Origin of the sequence: Enterococcus ureilyticus (assembly GCF_001730315.1) — a bacterium.
Lineage (GTDB): Bacteria > Bacillota > Bacilli > Lactobacillales > Enterococcaceae > Enterococcus_L > Enterococcus_L ureilyticus.
The window spans coordinates 85,014-105,458 of record NZ_MIKC01000041.1 but is presented as its reverse complement, the minus strand read 5'-3'; the positions used below and the strand labels follow the sequence as shown (position 1 = coordinate 105,458).

Genomic DNA, 20,445 nt, shown 5'->3' with positions numbered 1-20,445 from the left:
TTTTGGGTATAAAAGCGACCCACTATGTTTTAGGAGTGATGATTATGATTGAAGAAAAAAAGTTTTATGTGAAGGATGTCTTATTGATTTTAGCAGGCACCTGTCTTTATGGGTTTGGTTTAGTTACGTTTAATATCGCTAATGATTTAGCAGAAGGTGGCGTCACTGGGATCACTCTGATTTTACGAGCGCTTTTTTATATTGATCCAGCATATTCAACCTTAGTTATTAATATTCCTTTGATTTTGATTGGTGGGAAAGTTTTAGGGAAGCACTCATTTTATTACACTATATTAGGTACAGTATCTTTATCTGTATTTTTATGGTTATGGCAGCGATTCCCCATCGAAGTCAATTTAGATCATGATTTATTGATCGCATCTTTACTCGCTGGTTTAGCTGCAGGGATTGGTAGTGGATTAGTCTATCGTGTGGGCGGAACAACCGGTGGAACCGATGTGATCGCCCGGATTTTAGAAAAAAATTATGGTATCAGTATGGGGCGTTCTTTGCTGATCTTTGATATTTTAGTGTTGATTTTGTCTTTAAGTTATATTGATGTTAAACGAATGATGTACACCTTAATTGTTTCTTTTGTATTCAGTAAAGTTGTCGATTCAGTGTTAGATGGCGCATATGCAGCCAAAGGAATTTTGGTGATTTCGGATCATTCTGACGATATTGGCGAAGTGATCATGGCCTTATTAGAACGCGGCGTCACCTATTTAGATGGTCAAGGAGGGTATTCCCAAGTGGATAAAAAAGTCCTATATGTGGTAGTCAGCCCTAGTGAAATCATAGAGATCAAACGTATCGTCCATGAACTGGATAAGAAGGCATTTCTTTCAGTTATTAATGTCCATGAAGCTATTGGAGAAGGGTTTACCTATGCTAGACCAGCAAAAATGCTTTTTAAAAGAAAAAAACTTAATTAGAAATCAATAAAAAAGGGGAAATAGACAGCTTTCTTACTGATCTATTTCCCCTTTTTTATTAGCTTAAACGATTCAATTCGTCTGTTAACTCTAAAAATGCCTCATAATTATTATCTTCTAAAGCTAAATCAATTTGACTATACAATAAATCGATTTTGGCCTGTTTTTCTTCGTGTGCAAAGAAATCGTTGATACTTTCGACCACCTCTTCACTAACCTGTTCATTCCACCGAGCATAGGGATTATCTTCTAAAATCGATAAATATTGACTGTTTTGCCAAGATCCATCAAAAATACATTCCACGTAAAGTGCTTCTTTCCAATTCATACGAATCTCATGGAAAATCTGATCTGTGTCCGTAAATTTTTTTCCTGCTAAAAACAATCCGATCGGTTCCTTCTCTATTTCTTTTGAGGTAATTTTTAAGCCTCGAACTGTTTTATCCGCTTGCTCTATAAAATGCACATTATTTAAAATGGCTTCATGATTGATTAAATAATTTAAAATCCATAAAATTTCTCTTTGACTGAAGGAAATATTATTAACTAACCAAACTAAAAATTCCTTTTTATCAGCAACATTAACAAACATTTGATCACCTATCTTTCTTCAATATCTTCTAACAATGATTGCGCGTCATTATCACCTGGCTCGTGTTGAAGATAGTGTTGCAGCAGTTCTTTAGCCTTCTCTAATTGTCCATCTTCACGAAGAAAAACAGCATATTCCTTTAAAAATTCAGGTTCATGCGCTAATTCTTGATACGCCTGTTCATAATGTACTTTAGCTAAATCAAATTCTTCCAGTTCATTGTATGCATGTGCTAAGTTCCATTCTCCATATGGATGTCCTTGTTCTTCCATTTGTTGTACAACATCAATCACTTCGTCAAAACGCTGTTCATTCAAATATAAATTACTTAGTGTCAGTCTTGTCTCGTCTGTTTTTTCTCCAAGCTCTAAGGCTTGTTTTAATAATTGCTCCGCTTGTTTTGTATCATGTAAACGATAGGCATTTTCAGATGCAAGTTGATAAAGATCCACTTGGAACGGATTCTCCTTGATACCTTCTGCTAAAACAATTCTAGCTTCTTCAAGCTGTTCTTCTTCTTGTAATGCTGCACCTAAAGAGAAATATAAAGATTGATAATGCGGATTTAACGCTCTTAGCTGTTGCAAAAGTGCGATAGCTTTTTGGTTTTCATGTAATTGAAGATAGGTGAAGGCTAATTGGAATAAACGATCATCTGTCTGCCCTTCTTCCAAGGCTTTTTCTAGAAATGAGATCGCCTCTTCAAAATCACCTGACATGCTATATGCGCTTCCTAAACGTTCATTGATCGATACACTTGAGATTTCTGATACTTGGGCTAGAAGTAGCTCTTGATAGGCAACTGAGGCCTCTTGGAACTGTCCATTAGAAAAATACAGCTCTCCTAATGCAAATGAAATCAATGGCTCGTTTGGCATCAGACGTTTGGCTTCTTTCAATTTAGCTTCACTCACTTCTGGAATCCCGATCACTTGATATAGGTCTGCTGTTACTAGCAAACTTTGAACATAACTATCACTGTCTTTTTCTACTTTTTCTAGATAAGCGAATGCATCATCGATCAAGTTATTTTCGATTGCAATTTCAGCTAAAGGAATATTTAAGCCGTCAGCTTCTGGGAAAATCGTCACTAAATGCTCAAAAACTAATTTAGCTTCCTCTAAAAAGCCGAGGGATAACAATTCTTCCCCTAAATCAGCCAGCGTATCATCGTCATCTTTTCTAATCGCTTCTGCCAACATCAACTGCGCTTGAGCCAATTCTTCTTCATGTAATGCTTGTAGCATTTTTTCACTATAGGTTGTCATAATTTATCCTCTAATCTCTTTTAAAATAGTTTTATATTTTTCTACGGTCTTTAATAATTCTTCTACTTTAGGTTGTTGGTACTGAGCAACTTCCCCCACTTCTTCTAATAGAGCAGCCGTTTCACCACGAGTGATACATTTCACCATACCTTCTACATAATCACTAACTAAGATCTGCTCAGGAAAATCAACTGGGAAACCTAGGTGAATCAACCATATTATAAAGTTCTTATAGTGAAATGAAAACTCATTGACCTCTTGAGACCAAAGCAGCTGTAATAAACAGCCTAAAAATCGTTTCATGTGAGCGGACAATAAATGTCCATTCGCAGTTTCTAAAAACCCTTGTTCAAAAAGACGTCCAAATTGATCGATCATGTCACCGTCTTTTTCGTAATAACGAATCATTTCATCCAACATACCATTGAACGACTGTTGGTTTAATCGTGTTGTATCACTGTAATTTTTAAACAGCATTCGTAAAAAATCATGGCTACATACTAATCCGCATCTGATAAACACAAGAAAATCAACTAGTTTCCCTTCTCCTTGGTTAGTCATTAACGTATGATCATAAATAATTTTTTCTGCAAGTACGGAACTTTGTAAGACTGGCTGATTTTTGAATTCTATTTGAGCTTCTGTAATTAGGGCTTTGCTCAATGCCTGAACGGATAACGGTAATAACCAACAATCAGAAAGTAGCATCGATGTTTTATACAAAAAAGTTGTCAATTGAACGACTCCTTCGTTTCCAACACCTAAAAAAATGAACTCTTCTTGCTGATTAAACTCTGTTATAAAGTCTAATAAGTTTTTCAATTCATTTAAATTATTACAACGAGAGTCATTCTTACAAATATACCAATCTAATTCTAGTTTGTCATCAAAAAGCTGAATCAATTTGTCTGAAAATAGATCATAATATCGTTGATTCGTAATCAAAAACAGATGCTTATTGCTAACTGAAATTGATTTCAGCTGTGAAGCAAATGTTTCACCATAGATAATGCTTGTTTGTAGCTGTTTTTTATGGTAAACCCATTCCATTGACAACACTCCTTTTTATTATTTTACCATTAGTTCTAGAAAAACCAAAAGGGTGATGAACTTTATTCGTAAAAAAGCACTCATCGTCAATCAATAATGCCTGTTCTTTTAATTTTCTTAAAGAACAGGCATTATTGATTCACTGTTCTATATGTATTATTCCAATTTTATATGTAAAAAAAACTTAATTAGCAAGTATAATAAGGTTGTTTCAAGAGATAGCTGATTTTTAAGAAAAATAGCGCACTTTTTAAAAATTGTCTATTTTTAAGAAACATAAGTGATTCAGTCAAATCAGAATAACGAGCATTTTACATTGTTCATAGGTCAATCAATTTTTAACATAGCTCGTTATTCTGCATCCATTTAGTCAATCTAAAAAAGATTGGCTTTTTATCACGTCTTCTCATTTCTAAACAAAGAAAGAACCCTCGACTAGTCAAGGGTTCTAAGAACTGTCTTATTTAACAGCATCTTTCAAGGCTTTACCTGGTTTGAACGCAGGTACTTTACTTGCAGCGATTTGAATTTCTTTACCAGTTTGTGGGTTACGTCCTTTACGAGCCGCACGTTCGCGAACTTCGAAGTTACCAAAACCGATTAATTGAACTTTTTCACCTTTAGCAAGAGATTCTTGGATTGTTGAAAATACAGCATCCACTGCTGCAGTTGCGTCTTTTTTAGTTAAACCAGTTGAAGATGCAACGTTTTCGATTAATTCTGCTTTATTTGCCATGGATTATTTCACCTCCTCCACAAGGGATAGGATATCTAAAAGATATCTACTTTACGTTTATTTTTGAGTGGTCCAAAAAATCACGTACAAATATTGAAATGGATCAATATTCTGTTATCACGATATCATAGGAAGCTTGTAATAGCAAGGTTTTTGATGCGTTTTAACCAGTTTTTTCTAAAAATATCATTTTTTTTTATAACTCAATGAATTTGTTTGTACATTTGAAACAAGTATGGTAAAATGCTCTACTTTCGTCTTCTTGGGATAATCTTAATTGGTGTCCCTTCAAAGGTGAACGCTTTTCGAATTTGATTTTCTAAGAATCTAGCATATGAAAAGTGCATCAATTCCTCTTCGTTCACAAAAATAACAAAAGTTGGCGGCTTGATTGCTACCTGTGTGCCATAAAAGACTTTTAGGCGTTTTCCTTTATCCGTCGGTGTTGGATTGATTGCAATCGCATCCATCACAACATCGTTCAATAACGCAGATGGTATGCGTAGATTTTGATTCATGCTAACTAATTCAATTAGTTCTGGCAATTTATTTAACCGTTGTTTCGTTAATGCAGATACAAATATGATTGGCGCATAATCAAGATATTGGAACTCATCTCGAATTTCTTCTTCAAAATCACGCATGGTGTTCGTTTCTTTTTCAACTGTATCCCATTTATTGACTACGATAATAATACCACGTCCTGCTTCATGAGCGTATCCAGCAACTTTCTTGTCTTGTTCACGAATGCCTTCTTCGGCATTTAAAACCATCAAAACAATATCTGAGCGTTCAATAGCGCGCATGGCACGCATGACACTATATTTTTCTGTTGATTCATAGACCTTGCCACGTTTACGCATACCAGCCGTATCAATCATTAAGAATTTTTGCCCATCTTCAGATTCAAAATGAGTATCGATTGCATCACGAGTTGTTCCTTCGATTTCTGATACAATCACACGATCTTCACCTAGAATGGCATTGATCAGTGATGATTTACCAACATTCGGACGTCCAATCAAACTAAATTTGATTGTCTCGTCATCTTCTTCTTCGATTTCGGTTGAAAAATGTTTAACTGCTTCATCTAAAACATCTCCGATACCCAATCCATGGCTTCCGGAAATTGGAAATGGATCGCCTAACCCTAGAGAATAAAATTCATAAATATCATTTCTCATCTCAGGATTATCCACTTTATTGACAGCTAAAATCACTGGTTTGTTGCTTCGGTATAAAATTCTGGCTACTAATTCATCTGCATCAGTAACCCCTTCCCTACCGCTCGCTACAAAAATGATCACATCTGCTTCTTCGATTGCGATTTCAGCCTGATGTTTGATTTGCTCCATAAATGGTTCGTCACTGAGTTCGATACCACCTGTATCAATAATACTAAATTCACGCCCTAACCACTCTCCCGTGGCGTAAATACGGTCTCTTGTTACACCTGGTGTATCTTCTACAATTGAGATTCTCTCACCAGCTATACGGTTAAAAATCGTCGATTTGCCTACATTGGGACGCCCGACAATTGCAATTGTTGGATTTGCCATTCAAATTACCTCCTTGACAAGTTTTCAATCTTTACTAGTTTACCTAAAGCTTGTCTAAGATGCAAGAAAAACTAGTGAAATAAGTTAATTAAACCACTTACTTCAACAATAATATCCTGCAATTGCCACTTCAGATCATCGGCAATTACAGGATACGTTGATTTAATTCAAAATAGTTTATCTGTTTGTTTTTATTCTACACCGTAAGCAATGCGTTTTACATTCATTAAATGATGAGCTGTTACATTATCTGTTGTACTACTTCCACCCATTGCTCCACAACCTAGTGTCATTGAAGGAGCTAATTTTGTCGTCGCACCAATTGCGCCTAATGCACCTAAGGTATTGACTAAAATCCGCGATGCTCTCATCTCTAATCCAAATGTTTCGGCATTAACATCCGATGTAGTGTGGATGACAGCGGTGTGCCCTGTTCCTTCATTAACTAGTAACGCTTTACATGTTTCTACACCTGCTTCAAAAGAATCTACAGTAAATAATCCCAAAATTGGTGTTAGTTTTTCTCTTGAATAAGGATTATGGTGGCCGATTTCACTTTGTTCTGAGATCAAAATAGTTGTCTCTTCTGGGACAGAGATTCCAACTAATTTTGCGACGTCTGATGCACTTTTCCCGACAATATCAGGGTTTAATGCCCCTGTCTCTCTCAAAATAAATTTACTCACTTTTGCTGATTCGTCTTTATTCATAAAGTACGCTTTCTTCGCTTTCAGCTGCTCAATTACCTCAGCTTTTATTGAAGCATCAACAACCAATGCCTGCTCTGATGCACAAATGATTCCGTTATCGAATGTCTTGCTTCTGACCACGCAATCAATTGCCTGAGCAATATCCGCTGTTGCATCAATCAATACAGGAACATTACCAGGACCCACCCCGATGGCTGGGTTGCCTGAACTATAGGCTGCTTGAACCATCGCTTTACCACCTGTCGCAAGAATCAAGGACACATCTGTATGCTTCATCAACGCACTTGTAGCATCCAAGGTAGGCTCCTGAATTACTTGGACTAAACCTGCTGGCGCCCCCGCTTCAACAGCAGCTTGCTCAATGATTTCTGCTGCCATTAAGATTGATTTTAGTGCCTTTGGGTGTGGAGAAAAGATAATCGCATTTCTAGTTTTCAACGCAATCAACGATTTGAAGATAACCGTTGCAGTTGGATTCGTTGAAGGAATTAGACCAGCTACAACGCCTAAAGGAATACCAATCTCAATAATTTTATCCTCTTTACGGCGATTAATCACTCCAACCGTTGGCAAATCTTTAATACTGTCATATACTTGTTCACTAGCAAAAGTATTTTTAATTATTTTATCCGAAACTTTACCAAAACCAGTTTCTTTATTTGCTGAAACAGCTAATTTCTCTGCATTATCAAGTGTTTTTTGATAGATATTTTTGACGATAGCATCTACCTGCTCTTGTGTATAGTTTTCATAGTTTGCTTGGGCTTTCTTTGCTGTCGTGACTAGTGTTTCAATTTCTTTTACTTTGATGTCTTCAGTCATTTCAAACACTCCTTTATTTTTTGTGAGTTACTCTTCGCTACCTGCTATTAAAGTATACGGGATAGCAATTTTTCTTTTTAAACGCTTACAAGTCTAGTTTAATCTATTTAATTCAATATGTTAGGGAATATTTTAAGGAGATTATGGACAAAATCTACCTATTCACGATTTTTTTCACAAACAATTCCACTTGAAAGCTGATTTTATTCAGGGTATTATAGAGTAGTAGATGAAATTTCACAAAAAAAAGACTATTATATATCAAAGAAAAGAGGGTTTGCTCATGTGCCGATTATTGATTGTCAGTAATGATTTAAACGAACAAGAAACATTGCAACGTTCTATCAATGATTCATTTATGAATATAAAAGTGTTACCTCCTGCTGAAACGGAACAAGAAGCTTTGGCTATTTCTGAAAAGCTTCTACCGGAAATTCTTTTGATAGCAATCGATCATTTAGATATCGATGGTTTTGTCGTTAAACGTAAAATAGTACAGCACCTGCCAAATATTAAGGTGATAATCTTGACAAAACGAGATAACTTTCAAAGTATTCATCAAGCCTTAAGATGTGGCGTGATTGATTATTTACTAACGCCAATTGATTTTAATGAACTAAAATTTGCCATCGATCGTTGTGTGAAAGCTCTTAATCAAGTCTCTTTAATGGATGTCTTTAGCAATAAACCAACTGTTTTAGCGAAAGAACAAATCAATACGATCTTGGATTATATTCATGACCACTATAATGAAGAGATCAACTTGACGACATTAGCGGATATTATGCATTTAAACCGTCATTATGTCAGCCGCTTCTTTAAAGAGGCAGTTGGTATGAATTTTATTGACTATCTCACTGCTTATCGAATTGAAAAAGCAAAACAACTATTGATGAAAACTGAGGAATCTATTACTGAAATTTCTGGAACAGTAGGTTACATTGATTCTACCTATTTTAGTAAATTATTTAAAAAAAAAGTAGGACAATCTCCTCATCAGTTTCGTAAATATTATCGAGGAGAGCATACTCCAGCTGATTTGCGCGTAATTTATAATTAATCATCGAGTAAAATGGCTTGACTAAACCTGCTTAGTCAAGCCATTTTACTATTATCTAAGCAACAAAAAAGAACGAAGGTTCCCCTTCGTTCCATTTGATTTCATTCAAATCATTCTGAATCAGAGTCTTGTGATTTTAAAGCATCACCTAAGATATCGCCCATTGTGAAGCCAGTATTTTCTTCTGGCAACTCATATTCTTGCACATCTTTTGGTTCTTCTTGCGATTCAGGTTTTGCTTCTAACGCTTTAATACTCAATGCAATCCGATGTTCATCCGGATTAACTTCCAAGACTTTCACTTGAACTACATCGCCTTCTTGTAACACTTCGTGTGGTGTTGCAATGTGTTTATGTGAAATTTGAGAAATGTGCACCAAACCTTCCACACCAGGAAATACTTCAACAAATGCCCCAAAGCTAGTCAAACGTTTCACTGTTCCATCAAGAACAGATCCGACAGCTGCTTTGTTTTCGATATCTTCCCATGGACCAGCTAAAGTTTCTTTGATTGATAGAGAAACACGTTCTTCATCTGGATTGATTGAAAGAATCTTAACCTTTACATCATCCCCTACTGTTAACACGTCACTTGGTTTACCGACGTGTTGATGAGCAATTTCAGAAACATGAACTAACCCATCGATGCCGCCTAAATCAATAAACGCACCAAAATCAGTTAAGCGAGCAACTTTTCCGTCAACAATATCTCCATCATGAAGAGTTGCTAAGATATCTTTCTTCTTAGAATTTTTCTCTGCTGCAACAACCGCTTTATGAGATAAGATTAAACGATTTTCTGAAGGTTCGATCTCAATGATTTTGAATGTCAAGGTTTGACCTTTGTATTCAGAAAAATCAGCGACAAAATGATCTTCTACCATTGATGCCGGAACAAATCCGCGGACACCAACATCAACCACTAAACCGCCTTTTACAACGTTTGTAACGGGCGCTTCGATGATTTTGCCTGCTTGGAAGTCTTTTTCGATTTCTTCCCAAACTTTTTTAGCATCTAAACGACGTTTAGATAGTAAATAGCTGCCATTCTCTTTATCTTTACCAATTGAAGTGATGACAACTAATTCTAAAGTATCACCAACACTCACTAATTCATTGATATCTTCAACTTGTGTCGTAGATAATTCTTTTGCTGGTACCACACCTTCAACGCCAGCACCTTCAATTCCAACAATTACTTGTTTGTCTTCGACTGCTAGCACTTCACCTTTTACAATGTCGCCAACACTCACTTCTTGAAAACTGTTCATTGCATCTTCCATTGTTTCATTGCTGATTTCCACTTTTTTGTCTTCTGTCATAAATACTTATCCTCCTATGCCACCAAAAAATTCGTAAAAAACTGACCTACTCCTTTAATAGTAAGGGATTTTGCAAGAAAAATAAAGCGATTTCTCTCATTTTCTTTTTTTTCTTGCAAATAAGAGGAGATTTTCTTGCTTTAAGACAAAGAAAGTATAACTTTTACTTGAGTCATACTTTCTTGATTGCAAGTTAATTAGAACAAAGCATTTAGTTTTTGGTTGAAATAATCTCTTCAATCGCTTTGACAACTTCCTCGATGCCCATCCCAGTCGTATCGATTTTAACAGCATCAACTGCTTGTTTTAAAGGAGATACTTTTCTCGTTGAATCAAGATAATCACGTTGTTCGATTTCTTTCTTTAAGGTCTCAAAATCAGTTGAGATTCCTTTTTCTTGATTTTCTTTGTAACGTCTTTGCGCACGTTCAATCACACTAGCGACTAAGAATATTTTGACTTCTGCATCCGGCAGTACCGCTGTACCGATATCTCGTCCGTCCATCACAACACCACCTGCGCGTCCAATCATTTGCTGCAGTTCAACCATTTTTGCTCGTACAGCACCATGTTTTGCAACGATCGAAACAGCGTTCGTCACATCAGGTTGTCTGATAGCTTCTGTAACTTGCGCACGATCAATGAAAACTAATTGTTCTTTTTCCGTCTGCTCAAATGAAATCCTATGCTCAAGGCACAGATCAACTAGTGCTTTTTCATCTTCAAAATCAATATTTTTTGTAATTGCTAAATAGGTCAATGCCCGATACATTGCTCCTGTATCACAATAAATATAACCTAATTTTTTAGCCAATATCTTCGCTACTGTACTTTTTCCTGAAGAGGCTGGTCCATCGATTGCAATGCTTATCTTTTTCATGTTGAACTCCTTTATTTGTCACATAGTAAAAGAGTCTGGTACAAAACGTTGATTGTTTTGTTTCAGACCCTTAAAAGTAATCAGTCAACTGTTGCTTGATTATTATTTGACACGTAGTGATTGCCCAGGTTGTAATACAGAATCCAAGCCCAAGCCATTTAATTGTAATAATTCTTCAGTTGAGATACCATTTCTTGTCGCAACTTGATTTGGTCCTTCACCATTGAGTACCTCTGTGTAGGCTGCCGCCTCTTCTACTGAACTTGTTGGTGTTGTCTCTTCTACTCCACTATTGCTTGACTCTGAAACTTCTTGTGACGTACTTGATGATGGTTGTTCCGAACTTTCTTTTGTTGATGATTGAACAACAACAGAAGAAGATGGTTGACTCGCTTGTTTGTTATCACTCGGTTTATCTCTCATCACATAAAGGTATGTTCCGACAGGCAGAGTAATGATCAACAGTAATAAGATAACTAAAATTGTTAGGAAAACCGTATTCCCTTTTTTTTGTTGACGTTTTTCTGAGCGGGAACCCCCAGTATTTTTATCTGTATCATAGATTGACTGCTCCCAAGGTTCACGTGCACCTGATGGTTTTCTATTATCTTTTTTACTCACGTATCGTTCCTCCTAAAATTCTCTCGTTTGCTATTATACCACAGCTTTTTATCAACTGCAGTCTAAAAAAAGATTATTTTTATTCTTTAAATAATCTTATCAAAATGTCCTCCCATTGTTCGGGGATTTCTTTTTCTTCTGGTGATTGTACTATCTGTCGTTTGAAGTTGTCAAAGGATAAGCCACAACGATCACAACAACTTTCTGGTAATGATTTCGTGACCTCCTCAGAAAAATACCTCTGAATAAAGGTGCGACGGCATTTTTCTTCTTTAATGTAGTTTAGCATAACATTTAACTGCTGTTGACGTTCTTTCTCTTTTCTTAATAATCTCTGTTCTAGTTCCTCAATAGTATATTCCTTTTCCAAATATCCCTGCAGCCATTTTTGTTGAATTTCATTCAGTTCTGGCATTATTTTTTTGGAATTTTCTGTTTGGTTTACTGCTAAATCATTTAAAAGCGTGCGATCAAGCCGACTTTCTGACTGAAAATAATAGTGAATCGATTCATCCCCTTTTTGATAAAGCAAAACCGCGATGCTAGGTTGTTGATCTCGCCCGGCGCGCCCAATTTCCTGAACATAATTTTCTAGACTATCAGGACAATCATAATGGATAACAAAACGGACATCCGGTTTATCGATACCCATGCCAAAAGCATTTGTTGCACAAAGAACATCTAATTGATTCGATACAAATTGTTGCTGTAACAAACTCCGTTCATTTGTTGTCAAGCCGCCATGATAAAAAGCAGACTTCAAATCGGTTTGTTCATTAATCAGTTGATTGATCTTTTCGGTGTTTTTCCTTGTGGCACAATAAACGATTCCCTTGTTTTTCAACTGTGTTACGTATGAAAGCAACGTCTCATTTTTTTCTAGTGTTTGATTGACGATCAATCCAATGTTAGGCCGATCCACAGAGAAAACCACTTCAGAAACAGCCTTTTGCTGAGTAAATACTTGTTTGAGGATTTCTTTTTTTACATTAGGTGTTGCCGTCGCAGTCAATGCTAAGGTTAATGGAAAACCGCATTCTTCCTGTATTTTAGCCAATTTCGTATATTCGGGTCTAAAATCGACTCCCCATTGTGACACACAATGGGCTTCATCAATTACAAATAAGGCAATATTCACGTTCGCTATTTTGTTGCGAACCTCTTTTTGTGTGAGTGTTTCTGGACTGATCAAAATAAATTTATACTCACTTAAATGATTCAATACATATTGCTTTTCTAAAAATGAAAGACTGCTATTTAAAGCAATCACACGGTTTTCGCCTTTTTTTTGTAATTGAATTACTTGATCTTCCATCAAAGACAGCAATGGTGAAACAATAATAACTGTTCCTTGGACAAGTTGTCCCACCATTTGATAACATAAAGATTTGCCTGTACCTGTTGGTAAAACGGCTAGCGTGTCGTGTTTTTCCAACAAATGTTCAATTACTTCTTTTTGCCCTGGTTTAAAGCTACTGAAACCAAATTTATCATATAATAATTGCTCTAAATCAATCTTCATTAGCTATATTCTCTTTCTTCCCGAAGTTTTTGAATTTGATACAAACGAAATTCGAAGTAGTCTAGTTCTGGAAAAATATTTTTGATCGTTCGATACTCCCATTCCTGATAAGGCTTTGACTGCTCAGCTAGTATGCGACCAGTCTTATTTGATATAAATCGCTCAAAAGGAAAATCGTTGGTCAACGCCAATTCCATTAAATGATCTTTGATCGTGCTGACTTTTATGCCCCTTTGTTGCGCTAATATTTCTAGTGAACTTTCTGTTTTTAAATACATCCTAGTTTCTGCCATACTTTTATTTTCATTTTGATTGATCAGCGGTGCAACCAACCTTTTTAGGAAACTGCGTTCTGGTAGCTGCTCCATCACAAATAGTAAATGATGTAACTTTGCTTTTTTGATCAAGAACTGTTCAAACGCTTTCTGTCTGGACTCCATCAATTGAAAAGAAGCTTTACCTGTTCGTTCATAGCCAGAAAATTGTTGCGCAAAAAAATTGGCATCTTCTCGGCCTAAACAAGAAAAAATGTAATGCCATTCTTCTTTAACATTTTTGATCAGTAGTGATTTAGGCATTGATTTTATGTACATTTTCACTTGCTTTTGATACAATGGCGATTGTTCTAGTGGAATGTAGTCTTTATTTACATAGGATAGATGAGAAACGACCTGTACAGTGAACTGTAATAAGCGCCAAATTGCTTCATCGGTTTTACCGAAACGGTAATTATCGATCTGTGAAAAATCTTTATCAGCAGCTTGAACTAGCATCTCACCCTGCGCCGTAATCTGCACTTTATCGTCAGACGTTTGGTAGAGTAGTTTTTGCTCGATTAAACGAGTTATTAGTTGATTAAATTTACTTTCAGACAAGTCGGGAGTGAATTGAAAAAAACGTAAATTTTCATATAAAAAACCATAGAGTAACACTGAACTTGTGCGTTTGCCTTTTAATAAGTGATACAAAGTTGATGTTCTTACCTTGTATCCATGTTGTAACAACGCTAAAATAAAGGTGGGGTTCATCTCTTCACCTCTTTCAATGATAGAATAGGATGTGCTTATATGTTATGTAAAATAATACCTGAAAAGTGTATTGCCTGTGGATTATGCCAAGTGTATGCACCAGAAATTTTTGATTATAATGACGATGGTATCGTCATTTTAAAAAATGATCATTCTGCTTATCAAGAATTTGTTCCTGAAAAAGAAAGAAACAATGCGTTAACAGCGTACCGCAAATGTCCTGTTCGTGCAATAGAGATCGATGAAAAATAAAGAAAAGCGAATAATTTATGGGATAAAACACTGAGAAGAGAACCTCCTAAGATACAGAAGTTCTCTTCTCAGTGTTTTAGTTGATTGTTTTCAGCCATTCAATAAGTTGATACGCTATCCATTCTTGTTGCTCATCGTTATTTACTTGCGCAGATTTATCCCCTTTTTGTTCACCATAACTACCGAATCCAGCATGATTGCCTCCTGAAATTTCGTGATACATTGTTTGTTCAGGTAAATATTTTTTAGCTTTGTTATACGCATCCCAATTTAAAACACCATCTTTAGAGCCTGTTAATGAAAGAACTTGGCCTTGAAAAGATTTCAAACTCCCCTTTTCATCTGGATAGCTTGCTAAAAAAAAGACCCCTTTCAATTCATTATCCTTCATTTGTTCGGCTGCGAAGCGACTAGCCATAACTCCGCCAAGAGAATGTCCACCTATCACGTAACTCGTCAGATGATTGCTTTGAATGATCGTTTCTGCTTTATTTTGACCTAAAACAGCAAGGTTTAACGGCTCTTTTACCAGATAAACAGAAAAACCCGCCTCAGCTACTTTTTTAGCCCAAATACTGTAGCTTGTATTTTCAACCAATGCGCCTTGATAAAAAATCAGAGCTGGCTTTTCTTGATCACCTTTAAAAGCCAAAGTTCCATTTTCGACAGTTGCTTTTTCCGCACTCTCTATAGCAGCTGTCGTAGGCGTGTAGGTAATCGTTTTAATATAGAAAAGTGCAACTAGAATCAACGCAGCAATGACTCCGATTAGCCAAAGTACTCTTTTTTGCCATTTTTTCATTTTTAGTTCCCCTCCAATTTTTCGTCATTTCTATTTTATCAGAAATGCTCTAAGAGATAGACGATTTTGACTTGATCCTAAAAAAACGTGAGTGGGACATAACTCTTTGAGTCATATCCCACTCACACAGAATCCGTATAAACGGTGGGAGCAGAAGCAATCCCTTTGGAAAAAAGCTGAAATTCACAAAAATTTGAAGATCAATTTTCGTGAATCCCTTCTTATTTCTCGTGATTAAACACTTCTGTCCCAGCCTCGCTTTCCTTATTTTATTATTAAGTTATTTGATTAGCGTATTTTTATTCCCTAGCTGATATTGTTTTCTAGTAAGCCATGGTAAAAGTTTGGCATGAAGAACTAAAAAAACAGCACTTACGATTGCTCCTTTAATCAAATTAAAGGGCAAAATACCGATTGTCACATATTTCGCTAAAGACATTTGTAAGTACTCACTAGCAGATGCGCCAAATAATTTTAAGTAAATTGGTGTGATCACAAAGTAATTCGCTACACTCATAAAGACTGTCAAAGCGATGATCCCAGTTAAAACCCCTAATACTTTGTTAGAAAGCTTATTACTTCCCCGCTTGAAAAAATAATACATTGGTAAGGTGAAAACAGTTGTTGCGAAAAAGCTCGCTACATCTCCTACTAAATTTTGCGGTGATGCTCCTGTAGTGAATAGATGCAATAGTGATCGAATAAAAGCTGTTGTAATTCCTGCTAATGGTCCAAATAAAAACATACTGATCATCACTGGAATATCACTAAAATCGATTTTCAAAAAATTGAAAGTAGGGATGATCGGAAATGCCACAAATTGTAAAACGACACCGATTGCTGCTAACATTGCTACACTTACCATTTTTTGTACCTTGTTGTTCCGCATATGAAATCCTCCTGTTAAGGACCCATCTTCAAACGAACTTTTCTAAATTGACTTTTTCAGTTGATTCTTCTTGATTTGCTGTGTTTGTTTGGCTAATGTTCAACAGCCATTGAGCGTGTATTGTGCCAAAGAGTCACTCATTTTTAGTTTTTCAGTATTTTAGTATGAATGTTAGCTCTGAGAAGTACTGTTCATCATCTACTCTGATGATGCCTTTCAACCACGTATTTCTTGAGATGTTAGCTAACTGGTTGTGATTCTTTTGTATGGTCACTTCGCTCGGCTACGCTCGCCAAGTACTGTTCATCATCTACTCTGGCGAAGCCTTTCAACACGTATTTCTTGAAATGTTAGCTAACTGGTTGTGATTCTTTTGTATGGTCACTTCGCTCGGCTACGCTCGCCAAGTACTGTTTATCATCTACTCTGGCGAAGCCAGTCGTAGTGATTCACAGCAAAAACTCTATTTTCCAACAGGGAAAATAGAGTAGAGTTATCTTATCTGAAAAATGCCAATTCAAATAAGCCCTATCTTCTTTATCCAGACTTTACTGTCGGTATTGGAATTTCACCAATTCAGCCACTTCAAATGAAGTAGGTCGTGGACTATAACCACCGGTCGGGAATTTCACCCTGCCCCTGAAGACGAACCTTTATTAAATTTTTGTACAAGTTCATTATACAATGATATTACAAAAAAGCAATCTTTTAGTTTTTCAGCTGAATCTGAAAATTAAATAAACTGAACAACAAAATAATCGATCCATTTTGTTGCTCAGCCTAAATTAGACTATATTGCTAGCCGATACTCTTTAACAGATGCTTATTTTGATTGATTCAAGAGTACACTAATTTCTTTTTTATTCAAATTACGATATTCACCTGGACGTAGTCCTTTTAAGGTGAGATCACCATATTTTTCTCTTTTTAATTTTTGAACAGGGTAGCCCACTGCTTGCAACATTTTTTTCACTTGGTGATTGCGTCCCTCGTGTATTGTTAACTCTACAATACTTGTATTTGTCTTAAGGTCAACAGATATAATCTCAAAAGCCGCGGGTGCTGTTTTATAGCCTTCGATCTTCATTCCTTTAGTTAATGGAAGTAAATCATGTTTTTTCGCTAATCCCTTTACTTTTGCAACATACACTTTATCAATTTCATGGCTTGGATGGGTTAATTTTTGCGAAAATTCACCGTCATTTGTTAACAATAACAAGCCCGATGTATCATAATCCAATCGACCGACAGGATAAATCCGTTCTTTGATGTGAGAGAAAAAATCTGTAACAACTTTTCTACCTTTATCATCAGAAACAGCAGAAATGACCCCTTTTGGTTTGTAAAAAAGATAATACCCATATTCTTCTTTATAAATCGGCACATCGTCTACTTCGACTTTGTCGCTTTTTCCGACTTGCGTGCCTAATTCACGAACGATTTTACCATTTACTTTCACACGTCCATTGGCGATATACTCTTCTGCTTTTCTGCGTGATGCGATTCCTGCATGCGCAATTACTTTTTGAAGTCTTTCCATCTAGTTTTTTTCCTCCGATTCGTTTGTGTCCGTTGTTGCATCTTCTTCATTTAATTCTTTGTAACGGTCGAAAAAGAGGTCTAAAGGTAACTCTTCAGCGATTTCTTCTTCCATTTGCTGGATATCCGGTAACTCCTCTAAGTTTTTCAACCCAAAATAATCCATGAAATAAGCAGTTGTTCCATACAAAATGGCTCGACCAGGTCCGTCCACCCGGCCTTTTTCTTCAATGAGTTGACGAGCAACAAGTTTTTGCATCGAACCTGCTGACTGCACGCCTCTAATCTCATCTACTTCTACTCTTGAAATGGGTTGCTTGTACGCCACGATTGACAAGGTTTCAAGAGCAGCTTGAGATAGAGAATTTGAGATAGGTGATTGCGCATATTTTTTGAGTAACGGCGCAAATGTTTTTTTAGTAGACAATATAAAGTGATTGCCGACTTCTAAAATATTTAATGCGGTTTGTTTATCTGATTCATAGCGTTCTTTTAAAGCGGTCAATGCTTCGTATGTTTTGGCAGTAGATAATCCTAATAGAAAAGATAATTCTTCTAATCCAATTCCTTCTTCACCAACAACAAATAGAATCGCTTCGATTTGACTAACTGTGGTCACGCTGTTTCCTCCGTACTTGATTCAATCTCTTCAGATCTATTGTATAATAAAATTGTACTGTAATTGTCTTCTTGCTCTACATGAATGCGACCTTTTTTCATCAATTCCAATAAAGCCATAAAAGTGGTCACAACTTCTTGCTTAGAATACGTTGTGAAAAACGATTCAAAGTTTATCGGGGTATCTCGGTCGAGTCGAGCCATTTTATTAGCAATCGTTGTAATTTTTTCTTCGATTGACACATCATCACCAGTAACAGTTGTTTCTACCGGTTGGCGACCTTTTTTCTTTTCCAACATCGCATGAAAAGCTAAAAATAAATCAATTGTATTTAATTGGTTTGGTTCTAATAACGGGTTGTCCTCTTTATATTCATCAATATCCATCGGCTCTTTCGTGTAATAAAGACTTCTTTCCGACTCTTTTTCATGCAATAGACCAGCCGCATATTTAAATTTACGATATTCTAATAACTGGGCAACTAAAGCATCTCGCGGATCTTCGCCATCGAGAATTTCATCGTCTTCTGTCATTTCCAACTCTTGCTTTGGTAAGAGCATTTTACTTTTAATTGCCATCAATGTGGCTGCCATCACTAAATATTCACCAGCAATTTCTAACTCCAATGTTTTCATTGTATGGATATAGGTCATATACTGTTCTGTTACGGCAGCGATTGGAATATCATAAATATCGATTTCCAATTTTTGAATCAAATGTAAAAGAAGATCCAGCGGTCCTTCAAATACATCTAATTTTACATTAATTTCCTGCAAGTTCATCCAACTTTCTTTTTCAGCTCTTTAGTTTACCATAAAAATCAAGTGTTGTGTTCTTTCCACTTAGATAAATAATTAGATGTGGCCAAAGTCCCGTAAACTTTTGTTTCAGGATATAATTTTACCACTTCGTCCAGCAAATCAAATCCAAATTTTTCACCTCTAAAAGAAGGATTGATCGATATGTCATGTATTATCATCTCTTCAGACGTTTCTATTTCAAATCCAATGATTCCTTGAATATTTTGTTCACCGGTCGGAACCCAAAAAAGTAGATGTAAATTCTCTTCTGATTCATACATATCAAGTTCTTTTAAAAGCGACTGGTATTCTGTCATTTTTTGATGAAAGCTCAATAAGCCGAGCGCAATCTTTCGTTGCTCTTTTCGATAATAATTTAACATGATCTCACCTTCTTTTCGCTTTTTGATTATTAAGCTCTAGGGAAATGTTGCTTATAAACATCTGCCATTCGCTGTTTCGTAATATGAGTATAAATTTGTGTCGTCGAGATATCCGCATGTCCTAAAAGTTCCTGAACGATTCTCAAATCGGCGCCGTTTTCTAATAGATGTGTTGCAAAGCTATGTCGGAGTGTGTGAGGAGTGATATTCTTAGTGATTCCAGCAGTTTGGACAATTTGATTTAGATTTTTCCAAACACCTTGACGTGATAATGGTTTCCCATGATGATTCACAAATAAGCGGGTCTCATTTTGATTTTTTTTGATCAAAATAGGTCGTGCTTCTTCCATGTATTTTTCGATCCATTGAATTGCGTAATCTCCTAACGGAATGATGCGTTCTTTGTCTCCTTTACCAATCGTTTGCAACAAGCCAATCGATAAGTGTAAATCACCTATTTTCAAGTCTACTAATTCACTGACACGTAGTCCTGTTGCATACATTACTTCTAGGATCGTCCGATTTCTTATCCCTAAAGGTTTCGTTGTATCTGGTGTTTCAATCAATAAAGTAACTTCTTCGACCGAAAGTGTACTAGGAAGTTTTTGCGCTTTTTTAGGAGAATCAATATGTTGCATAGGGTCATGGTCGGTGATTCGTTCTTGTCTTAAGAATTGATGAAACCCTCTTAAACTTGAAATCATGCGAATAATTGTTGCTGATGAGTTATCTTCATTATGTAACTGTTGTAAGTATTCCATGACTATATAGCGATCAATTAGCTGCCAAGTATCGATTTTTTGATTTTTCAAAAATGCCAAATATTTGTTTAAGTCTCGTTCATAGCTCTTCCTAGTATTAAGAGAAAGGCCTCGTTCTATTTGTAAAAAATGCAAGTAGTCAATGATTTGTTCTTCCATCTATTTTACCTCATTTCTATTTATTATCATATCAAAGAATTCTAGCTTATGTATAGTAAAATCATAAAATTAATAAGAATAGATTGTTAGAATGAAGTTTTAGGCAAAATAAGGAAAATTTTGCATTAAAAAAGAT

At 36.0% G+C, this 20,445-nt stretch carries 21 protein-coding genes and 1 riboswitch; of the genes, 3 read left to right on the top strand and 18 right to left on the bottom strand.

Annotation, left to right across the window (positions count from 1 at the left end):
• Positions 1–44: 44 nt before the first annotated feature.
• Positions 45–935 (top strand): YitT family protein, encoded by an 891-nt coding sequence (locus BCR24_RS15225; RefSeq protein ID WP_204638598.1) that lies wholly within the window; start codon positions 45–47, stop codon positions 933–935.
• A gap of 58 nt (positions 936–993) precedes the next feature.
• On the opposite strand, the gene BCR24_RS15220 is transcribed toward BCR24_RS15225, so the two are convergent.
• The 6 genes from BCR24_RS15220 to BCR24_RS15195 form a co-directional block, all read right to left on the bottom strand.
• Positions 994–1,527 carry a ReoY family proteolytic degradation factor gene (locus tag BCR24_RS15220; protein WP_069641347.1) on the bottom strand — a complete coding sequence of 178 codons (534 nt, stop codon included), beginning with the start codon at positions 1,525–1,527 and terminating at the stop codon, positions 994–996.
• 8 nt (positions 1,528–1,535) lie between these two features.
• Positions 1,536–2,795: a tetratricopeptide repeat protein gene (locus BCR24_RS15215; RefSeq protein ID WP_069641346.1), complete on the bottom strand. Its 1,260-nt coding sequence runs from the start codon at positions 2,793–2,795 to the stop codon at positions 1,536–1,538.
• A 3-nt stretch (positions 2,796–2,798) separates the two neighbouring features.
• Positions 2,799–3,845, bottom strand: coding sequence for a hypothetical protein (locus BCR24_RS15210; RefSeq protein WP_069641345.1), 1,047 nt, complete (start codon positions 3,843–3,845; stop codon positions 2,799–2,801).
• A gap of 460 nt (positions 3,846–4,305) precedes the next feature.
• Positions 4,306–4,581, bottom strand: a complete 276-nt coding sequence (locus BCR24_RS15205; RefSeq protein WP_010761417.1) for an HU family DNA-binding protein — start codon at positions 4,579–4,581, stop codon at positions 4,306–4,308.
• Between the two features lie 248 nt (positions 4,582–4,829).
• The gene (gene der, locus BCR24_RS15200; RefSeq protein WP_069641344.1) at positions 4,830–6,140 is read right to left on the bottom strand and encodes a ribosome biogenesis GTPase Der; all 1,311 of its coding nucleotides are present in this window, start codon (positions 6,138–6,140) and stop codon (positions 4,830–4,832) included.
• A gap of 191 nt (positions 6,141–6,331) precedes the next feature.
• On the bottom strand, positions 6,332–7,672 hold the full coding sequence (locus BCR24_RS15195; protein WP_069641343.1) for an aldehyde dehydrogenase family protein: 1,341 nt from the start codon (positions 7,670–7,672) through the stop codon (positions 6,332–6,334).
• 283 nt (positions 7,673–7,955) lie between these two features.
• Here BCR24_RS15195 and BCR24_RS15190 point away from each other — a divergent pair, with 283 nt between their 5' ends.
• Positions 7,956–8,732: a helix-turn-helix transcriptional regulator gene (locus BCR24_RS15190; protein WP_069641342.1), complete on the top strand. Its 777-nt coding sequence runs from the start codon at positions 7,956–7,958 to the stop codon at positions 8,730–8,732.
• Between the two features lie 110 nt (positions 8,733–8,842).
• Here the strand turns inward: BCR24_RS15190 and rpsA are convergent, their stop codons facing one another.
• The 5 genes from rpsA to BCR24_RS15165 all read right to left on the bottom strand — a co-directional run bounded on the left by rpsA (position 8,843) and on the right by BCR24_RS15165 (position 14,105).
• Positions 8,843–10,054: a 30S ribosomal protein S1 gene (gene rpsA / locus BCR24_RS15185; protein WP_069641341.1), complete on the bottom strand. Its 1,212-nt coding sequence runs from the start codon at positions 10,052–10,054 to the stop codon at positions 8,843–8,845.
• Between the two features lie 211 nt (positions 10,055–10,265).
• Positions 10,266–10,934, bottom strand: a complete 669-nt coding sequence (gene cmk / locus BCR24_RS15180; protein WP_069641340.1) for a (d)CMP kinase — start codon at positions 10,932–10,934, stop codon at positions 10,266–10,268.
• Positions 10,935–11,036: 102 nt separating this feature from the next.
• Positions 11,037–11,555 carry an SAG1386/EF1546 family surface-associated protein gene (locus tag BCR24_RS15175; protein WP_069641339.1) on the bottom strand — a complete coding sequence of 173 codons (519 nt, stop codon included), beginning with the start codon at positions 11,553–11,555 and terminating at the stop codon, positions 11,037–11,039.
• Positions 11,556–11,634: 79 nt separating this feature from the next.
• On the bottom strand, positions 11,635–13,077 hold the full coding sequence (locus BCR24_RS15170) for a RecQ family ATP-dependent DNA helicase (protein ID WP_069641338.1): 1,443 nt from the start codon (positions 13,075–13,077) through the stop codon (positions 11,635–11,637).
• The gene (locus BCR24_RS15165; RefSeq protein WP_069641337.1) at positions 13,077–14,105 is read right to left on the bottom strand and encodes a helix-turn-helix domain-containing protein; all 1,029 of its coding nucleotides are present in this window, start codon (positions 14,103–14,105) and stop codon (positions 13,077–13,079) included. The genes BCR24_RS15170 and BCR24_RS15165 overlap by 1 nt, the downstream gene beginning before the upstream one ends.
• 39 nt (positions 14,106–14,144) lie before the next feature.
• Between BCR24_RS15165 and BCR24_RS15160 the strand changes: the two genes are divergently transcribed.
• Positions 14,145–14,357, top strand: coding sequence for a ferredoxin (locus BCR24_RS15160; protein ID WP_069641336.1), 213 nt, complete (start codon positions 14,145–14,147; stop codon positions 14,355–14,357).
• A 76-nt stretch (positions 14,358–14,433) separates the two neighbouring features.
• On the opposite strand, the gene BCR24_RS15155 is transcribed toward BCR24_RS15160, so the two are convergent.
• From BCR24_RS15155 to xerD, 7 genes are all read right to left on the bottom strand, one after another.
• The gene (locus tag BCR24_RS15155) at positions 14,434–15,159 is read right to left on the bottom strand and encodes an alpha/beta hydrolase (RefSeq protein ID WP_069641335.1); all 726 of its coding nucleotides are present in this window, start codon (positions 15,157–15,159) and stop codon (positions 14,434–14,436) included.
• A gap of 280 nt (positions 15,160–15,439) precedes the next feature.
• Positions 15,440–16,048, bottom strand: a complete 609-nt coding sequence (locus BCR24_RS15150; RefSeq protein WP_069641334.1) for an ECF transporter S component — start codon at positions 16,046–16,048, stop codon at positions 15,440–15,442.
• Positions 16,049–16,574: 526 nt separating this feature from the next.
• Positions 16,575–16,699: riboswitch (FMN riboswitch) on the bottom strand.
• Positions 16,700–16,871: 172 nt separating this feature from the next.
• Complete coding sequence (locus tag BCR24_RS15145; RefSeq protein ID WP_069641333.1) at positions 16,872–17,588, bottom strand: pseudouridine synthase; 717 nt, start codon at positions 17,586–17,588, stop codon at positions 16,872–16,874.
• On the bottom strand, positions 17,589–18,206 hold the full coding sequence (gene scpB / locus BCR24_RS15140) for an SMC-Scp complex subunit ScpB (protein ID WP_069641332.1): 618 nt from the start codon (positions 18,204–18,206) through the stop codon (positions 17,589–17,591).
• The gene (locus tag BCR24_RS15135) at positions 18,203–18,982 is read right to left on the bottom strand and encodes a segregation/condensation protein A (protein ID WP_069641429.1); all 780 of its coding nucleotides are present in this window, start codon (positions 18,980–18,982) and stop codon (positions 18,203–18,205) included. Before BCR24_RS15135 ends, scpB begins: the two co-directional genes overlap by 4 nt.
• 44 nt (positions 18,983–19,026) lie before the next feature.
• Positions 19,027–19,389 carry a GNAT family N-acetyltransferase gene (locus BCR24_RS15130; RefSeq protein ID WP_069641331.1) on the bottom strand — a complete coding sequence of 121 codons (363 nt, stop codon included), beginning with the start codon at positions 19,387–19,389 and terminating at the stop codon, positions 19,027–19,029.
• Positions 19,390–19,418: 29 nt separating this feature from the next.
• Positions 19,419–20,309, bottom strand: a complete 891-nt coding sequence (gene xerD, locus BCR24_RS15125) for a site-specific tyrosine recombinase XerD (RefSeq protein ID WP_069641330.1) — start codon at positions 20,307–20,309, stop codon at positions 19,419–19,421.
• Positions 20,310–20,445 lie beyond the last annotated feature (136 nt).